Origin of the sequence: Liquorilactobacillus satsumensis DSM 16230 = JCM 12392 (genome assembly GCF_001435195.1) — a bacterium.
GTDB lineage: Bacteria > Bacillota > Bacilli > Lactobacillales > Lactobacillaceae > Liquorilactobacillus > Liquorilactobacillus satsumensis.
Window position 1 is genome coordinate 80,946 of sequence record NZ_AZFQ01000050.1, and the last position, 13,997, is coordinate 94,942.

The following is a 13,997-nucleotide window of genomic DNA, read 5'->3' on the forward strand; positions in this document are numbered from 1 at the left end:
TTTATGACACACTCTCCTTTATTTTCGGGTACAAGTCGAAATTAAGTGCTTCAACCATGGAACACGGTTAACTCAGACGCTTAAAGCTTAGTTTTTGTTAAAGGCAAGGTAAGGTTGCTGAACCCAACCGTAATTTGCGAGTTGGTACCATATCACACCATCCACAGTGCTTTTGGCAATTGCTAGTACTTGTTTTCCGTGTTCAACAGAAGTACAAATTCTACCATTAGGATTGTCAAACAGACTGACCGTTTTTTGTGGTACAAATGAGATGCTTGCTGGCTGCTTCAGCGGCTCTGTGGGATAGCTTTTTTTTGAAACTGTTTTTGTATAGCCTAGAAAAGATGACTCTGCAGTAACGAATTTGACTTCTAAGTCATTAAATCTAAGCCAAAGTGCGCCTCCAAGGCAGTACCAAGTCTGGTCAAGATGTGTTTTGACTTTAGTAAAGGTTCGCCAAACAGAGTTAATTGGGAGTTGGAGTGTAAGTTTGTTGCCATTTGGTGCGTCAAAACAGACTGGCGTCTTTAAGATTTTGAGAAAGACTTTCTGAGGAATCACGCTCAGCCATGAGTCTTTCCGATAATAAAGAAGCAACTGCTGCGCGGCCAAGGAAAACTCACCCTTGATTTGACCCGCAACACTCATAAGATGATACCCGTGAAATGAAGGCGAATAGACTTGAAATGTATCTCCAATCTTTCCGCGAAGTAGCTGCGGTTCACCCAGCAGCGTTTGTTGATCAAAATCGCGACTGATAATCCAAATAGACCCAGCTTCTTTTCTCAGATATGTTAGTGTTAATAGTGCGTAGGGAGCGGCAAAGTAACTTGTAAAGCCTTTAATGTCAACGAGATCATAGTTTTCAAAGGCCTTCAATCTGAAATTGACTTGTTCGCCGAGCTTTCCGCTGACTATTTCTGGTGCTGCCAGTTCTTTTCCGGTCAAATCACGATACATAATCAGCAATAATGCAGTTTGGCGTTCTTTGACACTTTTTGGCTGAGGTTGCAGTTGGGCATCCTTGTTTGTGACAGTTTCTTTATCAGCGACAGCGGTGGAAGCTGCCGCTTTTTTTTTTGTAATATACGCAGGAACAGTTCGCGGCGGTCTAGCATTGCTTTTTGAGTGTTTAGGAACGATACTGCGCAAAATTATTTTTTTTAGAAAACTCGAAAATGACAAGCTAACACCACCTTAGGAATTAGAACTAGAATATTTTTGGTCAACAGTACAAGTTAATATCTAATCAAGCTGGATATCAACAGTATTTTGGGTCCGCGTAATTTCGCTGGAGGAGCGTGTTTCATTAGTCAATTTTTGGAGGACGAAATCAATTTCTTCGTCTGTGACGCGTCGTGTTTTATTGGAAAGCACGATTTCTTCATGATTGGCTTTTTTCTTAAAAACCACCCGAGTATTGCCAAGAGTATAAATTTTGATAAAGTGGGTATCAGAATGGGTTAGTTCGCGTTGAATCCTTCTTGAATAACTATTACTGACGTCAATTAAATGCATAATTAAATCCCCCTCTTCTTTTCTGCTACCTTCATTATAATATAAAATCTTCCTTGAAACGTAGAAAAAAGTTAGTTTGTTAATAATTTACAAAAAAACATCGAGAAAATATTGCCAGTTAGATTCAAGCAGACTTGATTTTGAAAAAAGAGCTGCGGCAACGCTGAAATTTACTCCAGTATTGTCACAGCCCTTTTTTATTCAGCTTAGTAACCTTCAGCTTAAAGCTGTTACTTAAGGTTGTTATTAGCAGAATTGATTACTGCAGCTGTTGTAATTTTAATTTGTCCATCATCTAATTGTGCTTCGAAATTTTTAATCTCAGGATGTTCGAGATAGTAATCTGCAATATTATCTTCAATTTGTTCCTGGATAACTCTGCGTAAAGGACGTGCTCCCATCTTAGGATCATAACCTAAGTCGACCAGCTTTTCTTTGGCTGCATCCGTAATACTCAATGTCAGATTTTGGTGTGCAAGCATTGCGCGTACATCATGAAGCATTAATGAAACAATTGAAAGCAGATCTTTCTTGCTTAATGGATTAAACTCAACAATGTCATCAAAACGGTTCAAGAATTCAGGTTTGAAATATTTTGAAAGTGTGTCAAGTACGGAATGTGTCTGACCTGACGCTGCTGCGCCAAAGCCAACGTTTGCAACGGAATCACCGCTACCAGCATTCGAGGTCATGATAATGATAGTATCTTTAAAACTGACTGTCCTTCCTTGGGAATCGGTTAACCGGCCATCATCAAGAATTTGCAGGAACATGTGCATTACATCTGGATGTGCTTTTTCGATTTCGTCTAAAAGTACAAGACTGTAAGGATGGCGACGAACTTGTTCAGTTAATTGTCCTGCCTCTTCATAGCCAACATAACCAGGAGGTGAACCAATTAATTTTGAAACCGAGTGTTTTTCCATATATTCACTCATATCAAAGCGGATCATTGAATCTTCTGTGCCAAAAAGTTCTTTTGCAAGTTGGCGTGCGGTCTCGGTCTTTCCTACACCAGTCGGACCAACGAATAGAAATGAACCGATTGGACGCCCTGATTTATTAAAGCCGATGCGATTACGCCGAATTGCGCGTGCCACCTTGTCAACGGCCTCATTTTGACCAATCACATGTTTTTCAAGTGAAGAAGCTAAATCTTTAAGCTGTTGCTGTTCTTTTTGTTGTAATTCACCAACAGGGATATTAGTTTTTTCTTCGATAATTTTTTCCATGTCTTTTTCGGTAATTTCAGGAGTATCTTCCGTTTCAATTTTTGAATTCTTTAATTGAGAGAATTTATTTTCCTGATCGCGATAGTAGGCAGCTTTTTCGTAGTCTTCCTTTTGTAAAGCATCCTTTTTTTGTTCCTCAGCTTTTTTGATTTTTTCTTCGATAACTTGAGGATCAACAGCTTGAATCGTCAAATTCTTACGTGAACCAGATTCATCCAATAAATCAATTGCTTTATCTGGCAAGAAGCGGTCTTGAATGTAGCGATTGGATAATTCAACAGCTGCCTTAATTGCTTGAGGAGTGTAACGAACATGATGGTAAGCCTCGTATTTTTTCTGAATCCCCTTCAAGATCGCGATTGTTTCAGCAGTAGTTGGTTCGTTGACCTGAACAGGTTGGAGTCTACGTGCAAGTGCTGCATCTTTTTCGATTGCACGGTATTCGTTCATCGTAGTAGCCCCGACTAATTGAAGTTCTCCACGTGCTAGGGCGGGCTTCAAAACGTTTCCAGCATCCATCCCGCCTTCCGCATTGCCTGCACCAACAATTTCGTGAATTTCATCAATAAAGAGAATGATGTCCTGATTTTGCTTTAATTCAGTCATTAATTGCTGCATTCGCTGCTCGAATTGTCCACGAATACCGGTTCCCTGAACTAATGAAACCACATCTAAGCGGATTACTCGTTTATTGAGTAACTTTTGCGGAACATCACCATTTACAATTTTTTGTGCTAGTCCTTCAACAACAGCTGTCTTACCCACACCAGCTTCACCAATTAGCACTGGATTATTCTTTGTTCTTCTATTAAGAATCTCAGTGACACGTGCGATCTCTTTATCACGGCCGATCACTGGATCAATTTTATTGTTCTTTGCTTCAGCAGTGAGGTCCAGGCCATATTGTGCCAATATTCCGCCACCGCGATTGCCGCGGCCACCATTGCCAGCAAATTGCTGTTGATTTTCCGCTCTGTTTTGGTACTGTGGATTATTTGGTGCCTCGTTGCCCATCGAACGGAAAATATCGTTCAAACTTCCGAATCCGAAGGGATCTTGGATTGAATCTTGCAAGTTATTTCCTTGGGCTCTTTCTTTCATTGCGCGATAACAGCTTTGACAAAGATCGATTGATGTTTGTCTGCCATTAATACTAGTGGAAAGATGAATAGTAGCAGGATTTTGATGGCAATTTTGACATATCATCGTCGTTTCACGACCTTCCTTTTTTAGTAATCAAAGATAGTTTGACTTTCTTTGACCTTTCACGGGAAAGTATACTCAGTTTGTGCGACAAGTGCAAGCCTAATGCTCGGATATTTGTGTTTTTTTTAATATTCGGATATCATTAAGCGCAAGGAAAAGAGGGTGAATGGCATGGAAGAAGAATATCAGCGTTCTTTAGAAGATTTGGTTGCTGGCAAGCTCGATAAATTAGAAGTTACTGCAGCCGATTTTATGAAATTTCAACCAGTTTTGATGAATTTTCAACAGCGTAAAAGAATTGTCGGCATTGCTCAACGAAATGGTGTAATCACCTATCACTATGAAAATTAAGCGGGCACAACTTAATTAGATATAAGTAGAAAGGGGGTTGTCTTGGAATTTGATTCATGCTACCATTTACTCTGGTGGGGAGAGTCGCGCTATTTATTAATGAAAACGTGTTCTTAAAATATTTTCATTAGTCAAATGCGTTACAGTCCTTAAAAATACTTATAGAATGCAAAGGAGCTCGATTCAACTATGGAAAAGAAAGAATTTCACATCATCGCAGAAACAGGTATTCATGCTCGTCCAGCAACACTTTTGGTGCAAGCTGCTAGCAAATTTAACGCAGATGTAACTTTGTCTTATAATGGCAAATCAGTTAACTTGAAATCAATTATGGGTGTGATGTCATTAGGCGTAGGCCAAAATGCTGACGTTACAATTGCTGCTGACGGTGCAGATGAAGCTGACGCAGTTGCTGCAATTGCAGACACAATGAAAAAGGAAGGACTTGCTGAATAATGACGGAAAAGTTAAAGGGGATTGCAGCCAGTGATGGAATTGCTGCTGCAAAAGCATATATGCTTGTACAACCCGACTTATCATTTTCCGAAACAGCGGTTGATGACCCTGAAGCTGAAATTAAACGGTTAGGTAAAGCGGTTGACGAAGCAAAAGCTGAATTAAAGATCATCAAGGAAAAAGCAACAGCAAATCTTGGAGCTGAAGAAGCTGAGGTTTTCGAAGCGCATCTGACCATTTTGTCTGATCCAGAACTCATTGGAAACATTGAGAAAAAGATCAAAGAAGACAAGGTAAATGCTGAAAAAGCGTTAAAAGATGTTACTGATACTTTTATTGCCATGTTTGAAGGCATGACAGACAATGCATACATGCAGGAACGTGCTGGTGATATTCGCGATGTTACAAAGCGGGTTCTCAGTCATTTGTTGGGTGTTACTTTGCCTAATCCAGCTTTGATTAATGATGAAGTTGTGATTATTGCGCACGATTTAACTCCTTCAGATACAGCACAGTTGGATCGCAAATTTGTCAAGGGCTTTATTACTGATATTGGTGGCAGAACTTCTCATTCTGCAATCATGTCACGCACACTTGAAATTCCTGCGATTGTTGGTTCCGGCAATGCAACAGCAAGTATTAAAGAAGGCCAAGAGGTAATTGTTGATGGAACTGCCGGGATTGCACTTGTAGATCCATCAGCTAGCGAACTTAAAGAATATCAGCAAAAAGCAACTGCTTTTGCAAAACAAAAAGCTGAATGGAAGCAACTAAAAGATGCTAAGTCTGTTACGGCAGATGGAAAGCAATTTATTTTAGGTGCTAATATTGGAACTCCTAAAGATGTTGAGGGCGCAAATGACAACGGGGCAGAAGCTGTTGGACTTTTCCGTTCTGAATTTCTGTATATGGATTCTAGTGAACTTCCAAGTGAAGAAGACCAATTTAAAGCTTACAAACAAGCTGTCGAAGGCCTAAGCGGCAGGCAGGTTGTAGTTCGGACAATGGATATCGGTGGGGACAAAGAATTACCATATCTGCCATTGCCAGAAGAAATGAATCCATTCTTGGGTTACCGTGCGATTCGAATTAGTCTTGATAAACAAGATATTTTCAGAACGCAATTACGTGCCTTGCTACGGGCTTCACACTATGGTCAGTTGGCGATTATGTTCCCAATGATTGCGACTGTTAAAGAATTTAAGGCTGCAAAAGCAATTTATGAGGAAGAAAGAGCCAAATTAATTGCTGCTGGGACACCAGTTGCAGATCATATCGAAGTTGGGATGATGATGGAAATTCCTGCTGCAGCAATGATTGCGGATAAGTTGGCTAAATATTCCGATTTCTTCAGTATCGGAACCAATGACTTGATCCAATATTCAATGGCAGCTGATCGTGGTAATGAACATGTTTCTTACCTCTATCAACCTTACAATCCGTCAATCCTACGCTTGATTAAGAACATCATTGATGCTTCTCATGCTGAAGGCAAATGGACAGGAATGTGCGGTGAAATGGCTGGAGATCAAGTTGCAGTGCCGATTTTAACCGGTCTTGGACTTGATGAATTCTCTATGAGTGCAACGTCTATTCTGAAAACACGGAGTTTGATGAAGAAGCTTGACACAACTAAAATGAGTGAATTGGCTCAAAAAGCTGTAACAGAATGCGAAACAACTGAAGAAGTGGTCGCACTTGTTAAGGAATACACCAAATAAGCATACAATAAAATATAAATTCTAAGATAATTAAGAGGTTGCGACCAAGACATGAGTTTGGGCGTAACCTCTTTTTTTAGTGAAGATTCATTAAAAACCTAAGCTAATGTTATAAGCTAAATTAAAAAAAGATTAGGATGAATTTGTCGTATTTTTAAAGGATCAGCAGATTGGCAAAATTCAAGTTTCAACGTGAGCTTGAGCCTTTTTTCGAAGAAGAGAGTGTGGCAGCAGATTAATATTTTTGTTAAGATTTGTAATGATTAAGAGGTAACATTCTATGAATCATTGCAATAGAACGCTTGAAACAATATAATTAACAATGACTAATTAATGTTAAGGGGGATGCTCGTGAATATCGGTATTTTTACAGATACGTACTATCCACAGGTTAGTGGCGTGGCTACCTCTATTAAAACACTGCGTGAACAGCTTGAAAGTCGTGGTCATAATGTTTATATTTTTACGACGACAGATCCTAATGTTGAGCCAAGTCAGTATGAAAGAAATATTTATCGTTTTACCAGTATACCTTTTATTTCTTTCACTGATAGGCGAATAGCAGTCAGAGGTTTGTTTAGAGCATATCAGGTTGCCAAAGAACTCGAATTGGATATTGTTCACACTCAGACCGAGTTTTCGATGGGCTGGATTGGCAAGTTTGTTGCAAAGAATCTTAAAATTCCTTGTATTCATACTTACCATACGATGTATGAAGATTATTTGCATTATGTTGCAAAGGGAAAGCTGCTTAAGCCTTATCATGTTAAACAGATGTCGCGGACCTTTTGTTATCATATGAATGGTGTGGTAGCTCCGAGTGAACGCGTCTTAAACACGCTTAAACGGTATGGAATTAAGAGCCCAATCTCGATTATTCCAACAGGAGTCGATGTTGCTAAATTTGAATACCATACTAAGGATGATTTACGTGCTCAATATGGTATCTCAGAGGATGCACCATTACTGTTAACATTGAGCCGGCTTGCTTATGAAAAGAATATTGATAAATTAATCAGCGTGATGCCTTTGATCCTGCAAAAAAGTCCGCAGACAAAATTGCTGGTTGTGGGCGATGGACCTGCGATGGACAGTCTAAGACAACAGACAAAGGAACTTGGATTAGAAAATGCAGTTATTTTTGCTGGTGAAATTGACAATGATCAGGTAGCTGCCTACTATCAGATGGCGGATCTATTTGTTTCAACTTCTGTTTCTGAGTCACAAGGACTGACCTACATCGAGGCGTTGGCTTCAGGAGTACGTGTTGTCGCTACTCATAGTCCTTATACTGATGAACTGCTCGAAGACACTGATTTTGGCTGCACTTTTAGCAATCAAGCTGAGTTAGTGACCGTTATCTGTCATTATTTAAAACTTAGAGGAGTCAAGATTGCACCCGACAAGTTGGCGGCAAAACGAGAAAGCGTTTCTGCGGATAACTTTGGGGAACGGATTCTTGGATTCTACAAGGTTTGTCAGGAACTTTATAATAAGCAAAGAGCAACTAGTCATTCTGGAGAAATCAGCTGATTAGCTGATATTTTAGAGGAGTTTTTATATGTTGAGGATCCACATGTTTTCTTCTGCAACAAAGATTAAGGGTCAAGGTGTAGGAAGTGCTTATACTGAATTAATCAAATTGCTGCAAAAGCATTTTGCAGATAAAATACAGGTCTCCATTAATAAGTTAGGTGTTGCTGATATCAGCCATTATCACACAATAGATTTTAAATTCTTTTTAAGCACTTTCCTACCTGGAAGAGGTCGAAAGATTGGCTATGTTCATTTCCTGCCGGAGACTTTGGAGGGTAGTTTAAAGATTCCGCAACCTTTTAAACAGATCTTTTTTTGGTATTTAATTACTTTCTATAAGCGGATGGACCATTTAGTGGTTGTTAATCCATGTTTTATCAAAGACCTAGAAAGATATGGGATTGCACGGGAAAATATTACGTATATTCCAAATTTTGTTTCCAAAACTGAATTCCATGAGTTGACTCCTGCAAGAAAGGAAGCGTTACGTCAAAAGTATGGGATTGCACAAGGACGCTTTACAATCATTGGAACCGGTCAGGTACAAGAACGTAAGGGGGTGCCTGATTTTATTGAGTTGGCACGAAGATTACCGCAATTTCAATTTGTGTGGGTCGGAGGCTTCTCATTTGGGAAGATGACTGACGGGTATACACAACTGAAAAAAGTGGTTGCAGACCCGCCCACAAATTTGCTTTTTCCTGGCATCGTTGAACGTGAACAGATGAACGCCTTTTATAATTTAGCTGATGTTTTCTTACTGCCCTCATTTAATGAGCTGTTCCCAATGAGTGTTTTGGAAGCTTTCAGTTGTGGAGTGCCAGTTGTTTTAAGAGATCTTGAATTGTACCGCGCAATTATTGCAGGTCATTATTTGGCTGGCAAAAATGTTGCGGAATTCGAAATGTGCTTAAAAAAGTTGGCAGACCAGCCGCAATTATTAAAACAGCTCCATGAAAAATCACTGGAAGAAGCCAAATATTATTCTGAGGACAATTTGGCAGCTATTTGGTATGATTTTTACCGTGAGCAGACTGAGACGGTGTGATATGACAAAAAAAAATAAGCTCGTTTTCTTACTGATGTTGGTTTTGGGAATTGCAATTTTTTTGTTTTCCGTCAGAAATGTTTCATTTTCAGCATTAGTAGTTGACATTCAGCACCTTCACTGGGGATGGCTAATCGTTGCCTTTTGCAGTATGTTTTTTTCTTTTTTTCTGGAAGCGATAGTGGTCAAGGCGTTGTTACATAAAGAGACGATGACACTGCGCTGGCGTGATGCGCTCAGAATTCCCCTCATTGAACAACTTTTTAACGGGATTACGCCGTTTTCTTCTGGCGGGCAACCAGCACAGTTGTTTGCCATGCTTCAGTCTGGGGCTGATGCAGGGCGCGCAACTTCAGTGTTGTTAATGAAATTTGTTGTTTATCAGTCAATGATCGTCGTCAATTTTATTTTTGCTTTATTAACCGGTTTTCATTTTGTGGCAGATAAAATGCAGGTGCTTTCATTGCTATTTGTTTTGGGCTTTGTGGTTCATCTTTGCGTGATTATGGCATTATTAATGATTATGTATTGGTACAGTTTCACTAAAAGGCTTGTCAAAGCTTTCTTTAAACCACTTAGATGGCTTTCAAAATCAAATCGGTATGAAAAACTGGAAGAAAAAGTTGATGTAAAAATCGATAATTTCTATGAAGAAAGTTTGCGCTTGAAAAGAGATGGCTGGTTGCTTTTTAAAATCAGTTGTTTGACGCTTGTGCAACTCTTCTTTTATTATATTATTCCTTATTTCATTTTATTAGGATTAGGAGTTTCAGGCGTAAATTTCTGGATGATTACTACTATGCATATTTTAATCGTCATGGTAATCTCTTTATTTCCAATTCCTGGAGGCTCAGGTGGAGCTGAATACAGCTTTTCAACCATTTTTTCGAGCTTTATTACGAATTCAAGTAAATTAATTCTTGCAATGATTTTGTGGCGGATTATTACTTATTATTTTGGAATGTTTTTAGGGATGATTGCGCTGGTAATTCCCCCGCAAAAAATGAAGAAAATTGATAAATAAAAAAGAGCTGTGCCGTTAGTTGGTAAAAGTCTATTTTACAAACATAGATGTATTTTGCTGTGATTAAGCTGAAGTTATGTGATGTATTTTTATCGGTAATAAAGAGGGGGCTGAGACAAAAGTTAACTTTTGTCACATCCCCCCTTTTATTCCGGATAAACGTGTTCCATAAGTCAAAATTCTCCGTCTAACTTCGAATTACTCATAGCAAAGTACTCGCTATGTTCGTAATTTCGAGTTAGTACTCAAATTTTCCCGACTTATGTCACACTCTCTTTTTAATTTTATTTTACAACCTGTGAATTAACGAGTTCCATCCAGCAATGGGTGCTGCCAGGCCCAAAATAAGCGCAGCTAAATCTGGATTATTTATAAGCAAACATGAGATTCAAGTAATTTTTAGCACAGGATTGTCATGATTGGGTTCTCTTTTTTTAGTTTTTACTAAATAACGATGGCAAAAAAGTTAAATTTCGTGTATATTGTTTTTTTATCAGAGTAATGCGCAATATAATAGAGGATATAAAACTGTAAAGAAGGAAAATTGAATTATGGAAAAATCACAATTAGCAGGAATTATTTCAAGGTTAGAAGCAATGGTCGCTGAGGACAACCCAGCTCAAGAGCAGCAGCGGCGTTTTGAAAAGAATGGACAAGAGCGTGGTGTAGTAACGTACGATAAAGAAAGTGCAACGTTTATTCTTGAAGAATTACCTGATAAACAAAGGTTTGAGTTTGACAATGTTGATCTGGCAGCAATTGAGATCTATGAATTATTAAATGACTAAAGTGATTAAATAAGTGTGAAGATCGGGTTTTTTAGTTTTCAAAATTTTTGGGGAAAGGCTATAATGTTTTATTAAAAGGGATTTTAAAATGGAGGCAGTTAAATGGGGTCAGTCTTAAAAAAAATTAGGAATGTCCTGAATACAAAAAGCGGTTTTTTTGTGTTGGTGCTCTTTTGCTTTTGGCTAAAGACCTACCTCACATACCAAACAAAGTTTAACCTAGGAGTAAGTGGTAGTGTGCAGCAGATTTTATTGATGCTGAATCCTCTACCAATTGGGATCTTGCTCTTTGGGATTGCACTTTACTTCAGGGGACGCAAGTCATATTGGATTATGATGATTGTTAGTCTACTTGAATCAATGTGGTTGTTTGCTAATATTTTGTATTATCGGGAATTCTCTGATTTTCTTTCATTAGGTATTATCAAATCTTCGGGTTCAGTTTCGAACAATCTTGGTTTGAGTATTGTTGAAATTATTCATCCGACTGATTTCTTAGTTTTTTTGGATGTTATAATCTTAGGCTTATTGCTGGTCTTTAAGGTAATCAAGGTTGATAGACGCAGGATTCGGATTAGAAGTGCAGTTTTGGTTTCTACTTTAGCAGTTGTGCTTTTCGGAGTTAATTTGTCTGCTTCTGAGAAAAATAGACCACAATTATTAACCCGGACGTTTGATAATAACTATATTGTAAAGTACTTGGGAATTAACTTTTATGCAGGTTACAATGCTTATCAGACTTATAAAGAAAGTTCAACTAGGGCTAATGCAAGCAGTAGCGATTTGAATGAAGTTTTAAATTACCTGAAAACTAATCGTGCCGCTGCTAATGTTTCTTACTACGGCAAAGCCAAAGGGAAAAACGTCTTTATTTTCCATCTTGAAAGTTTTCAGCAATTCTTGATTAATTATAAAGTTAATGGGCAAGAGGTTACGCCTAATGTAAACAAGTTCTATAGCGACAGCAATACACTTTCTTTTGATAACTTCTTTAATCAAGTAGGCCAGGGGAAAACTTCTGATGCTGAAACGATGCTTGAAAATTCGTTGTTTGGTTTACCGTCAGGGTCGGTGATGACCTCTTATGGGACTTCTAATACCTTCCAAGCACTTCCCGCTATGCTCGACCAAAAGGGATATTCAACGGCTGCTTTTCACGGGGACGTTGGTAGTTTTTGGAATAGAAATAATACTTACAAGTCTTGGGGATATCAATATTTCTTCAATGATGATTACTACAAGCAAAAGACAAATTATAGTGTCGGTTATGGGCTCAAGGATAAAATCTTTCTTAAACAAGCAACACAGTATCTTGAACAACTACCGCAGCCGTTTTATGCGAAGCTGATTACGGTGACAAACCATTATCCGTATGAATTGGATAAAGAAAATCAAAGCATTCAGAAAACGACTACCGGTGATTCAACCGTTGATGGGTACGTACAGACTGCGCATTATCTGGATCAGGCTTTTGGTGAATTCATTAGTTATCTGAAAAAGTCTGGATTATATGATAATTCAATGATTGTGGTTTATGGTGATCACTATGGAATCTCGAATAATCACAAAAAAGCAATTGCGCAATTGTTGGGCAAGAGTTCTATTTCAAGCTATGACTTGGCGATGTTCCAAAAGGTTCCGTTCATGATTCATTCGAATGGCTTAAAGGGCGGGGTTAACCATACCTATGGCGGAGAGATCGATGTTATGCCAACCTTAATGGACTTATTGGGGTTGAAAAATACCGATACCATTCAATTGGGAAATGATTTACTCTCAGAAAATAGAAATCAAACAGTGGCATTTAGAAATGGGGATTTTGTCTCTCCTACCTATTCTAAAATTGGCAGCAAGGTTTATGATAGTAATGGACAGGTTGCATCTAATCTAACAACTGAGCAAAAGAAGAGTGTTGATGGGATGCAAGCTAGAACTAATAAGGTGCTTTCCTTGTCAGACAAAATTGTGACGGGTGACTTGCTACGCTTCTATACTCCGTCAGGATTTAAAAAAGTTGATAAGCGGCAGTACAGTTATAAGTATTCTGACGGGATTAAGCTCTTGAAGAAACAACAGCAGACCTCCAAGAGCAGTTTAATTCAACAAAAAGGTGGTCATTCTACGACTGATTTATTTACAACGGATGCACCTGAATTGAAATGATCTTTGGAATAATCTTTAATAAGCTAAAATAACTTTCTAATATTTGTGAGGAGTTGTGTTTAAACGTAAAGTTTGACACAGCTCCTTTATTTTTATCTTCTATATCTTATGAATTAGGATGATTCGTTAGCAACTTTCTATGGTTCAGGTTATATTATAGGCAATTCCATTTTATTTTACAGGTGGTAGTCTCTTAAATGCTTAGTCACGCAATAGTGCATGCTTCTAGGCGGATTTTGGTAGTTAGAGTCAATTACAACAGTAACAAGGACAATCTGATGCTATTAAGTTGTACAGTTGCTATATGGTATGATCATCTTCAGTATTTTTGGCGGTTAACTACGAATTGAAATTAGGCAGAAGTGGACTACTATATAGTATATGAATGAAAACTTCTTGAGAATAATTGTTAAGCAGGGGTTGGACTAATTGCTACTAACCTCTGGATCGAATGATTCAAAAGTATGTGTTAGCAAATGAGACAGCTTTTTTATAAAACGGCAAATAAAATTAACGCTGGGTCGCGGAATTTATTAAGCATGGAAACTATTTTGACTGTGGTAGTTAAGATTAGGTGGTAAAGCGGCAGTTATGTTTTTGCAAAAACTACGAAATTAAATGGTGAATCTTCAAGTTAAAAGTAAGAAAAGACGAATATTTAGTAATGAGTTTCATTGAATATATGCATAAAAAAAAACTGCATAAAAAGCTTGACGTGGTATTAATTACTTGGTATTATATTCATTGTCGTTGAGTTAAGCAGCAAGCACTTTGCTACTTAGCTGATGCGGCAATTGCAATTTTTACAAGCTGTATAAATACAAACTTTTCGAATATTTATTCAAAAAAAGTTGTTGACAGTGTTGGAAATTGATGTTATTATTAAATAGTTGCGTTAAGCAATTAAGTAGACCTTTGAAAACTGAACAAAGTTTCGACAAATCAAATGTGTAG

Annotated in this window: 11 protein-coding genes; 8 read left to right on the forward strand and 3 right to left on the reverse strand. The window is 38.1% G+C overall.

The genetic code is table 11. From position 1 onward, the window contains the following. Positions 1 to 87 precede the first annotated feature (87 nt). From FD50_RS08565 to FD50_RS08575, 3 genes are all read right to left on the reverse strand, one after another. A complete protein-coding gene (locus tag FD50_RS08565) occupies positions 88 to 1,185 on the reverse strand; it encodes a MucBP domain-containing protein (RefSeq protein WP_056961156.1) in 1,098 nt (365 codons plus the stop codon). A 60-nt stretch (positions 1,186 to 1,245) separates the two neighbouring features. Continuing rightward, entirely contained in the window at positions 1,246 to 1,518 is a 273-nt protein-coding gene (locus tag FD50_RS08570) for a DUF1827 family protein (RefSeq protein ID WP_054758041.1), read from the reverse strand. Between the two features lie 230 nt (positions 1,519 to 1,748). Then, the gene (locus FD50_RS08575) at positions 1,749 to 3,956 is read right to left on the reverse strand and encodes an ATP-dependent Clp protease ATP-binding subunit (protein ID WP_056961157.1); all 2,208 of its coding nucleotides are present in this window, start codon (positions 3,954 to 3,956) and stop codon (positions 1,749 to 1,751) included. 171 nt (positions 3,957 to 4,127) lie between these two features. On the opposite strand from FD50_RS08575, the gene FD50_RS08580 reads away from it, so the two are divergent. From FD50_RS08580 to FD50_RS08615, 8 genes are all read left to right on the forward strand, one after another. Next, positions 4,128 to 4,307, forward strand: a complete 180-nt coding sequence (locus FD50_RS08580; protein ID WP_054758039.1) for a hypothetical protein — start codon at positions 4,128 to 4,130, stop codon at positions 4,305 to 4,307. A gap of 189 nt (positions 4,308 to 4,496) precedes the next feature. Further along, positions 4,497 to 4,763 carry a phosphocarrier protein HPr gene (locus FD50_RS08585; protein ID WP_054758038.1) on the forward strand — a complete coding sequence of 89 codons (267 nt, stop codon included), beginning with the start codon at positions 4,497 to 4,499 and terminating at the stop codon, positions 4,761 to 4,763. Beyond that, positions 4,763 to 6,484 (forward strand): phosphoenolpyruvate--protein phosphotransferase, encoded by a 1,722-nt coding sequence (gene ptsP / locus FD50_RS08590; RefSeq protein ID WP_056961158.1) that lies wholly within the window; start codon positions 4,763 to 4,765, stop codon positions 6,482 to 6,484. The genes FD50_RS08585 and ptsP overlap by 1 nt, the downstream gene beginning before the upstream one ends. Positions 6,485 to 6,835: 351 nt before the next feature. Then, positions 6,836 to 8,017: a glycosyltransferase family 4 protein gene (locus FD50_RS08595; protein WP_054758036.1), complete on the forward strand. Its 1,182-nt coding sequence runs from the start codon at positions 6,836 to 6,838 to the stop codon at positions 8,015 to 8,017. Positions 8,018 to 8,045: 28 nt separating this feature from the next. Beyond that, complete coding sequence (locus FD50_RS08600; protein ID WP_056961159.1) at positions 8,046 to 9,068, forward strand: glycosyltransferase family 4 protein; 1,023 nt, start codon at positions 8,046 to 8,048, stop codon at positions 9,066 to 9,068. Position 9,069: 1 nt separating this feature from the next. Beyond that, positions 9,070 to 10,092 (forward strand): lysylphosphatidylglycerol synthase transmembrane domain-containing protein, encoded by a 1,023-nt coding sequence (locus FD50_RS08605; protein WP_056961160.1) that lies wholly within the window; start codon positions 9,070 to 9,072, stop codon positions 10,090 to 10,092. Positions 10,093 to 10,643: 551 nt separating this feature from the next. Continuing rightward, on the forward strand, positions 10,644 to 10,880 hold the full coding sequence (locus tag FD50_RS08610; protein WP_054758157.1) for a YkuJ family protein: 237 nt from the start codon (positions 10,644 to 10,646) through the stop codon (positions 10,878 to 10,880). Between the two features lie 102 nt (positions 10,881 to 10,982). Next, on the forward strand, positions 10,983 to 13,043 hold the full coding sequence (locus FD50_RS08615; protein WP_056961161.1) for an LTA synthase family protein: 2,061 nt from the start codon (positions 10,983 to 10,985) through the stop codon (positions 13,041 to 13,043). Positions 13,044 to 13,997 lie beyond the last annotated feature (954 nt).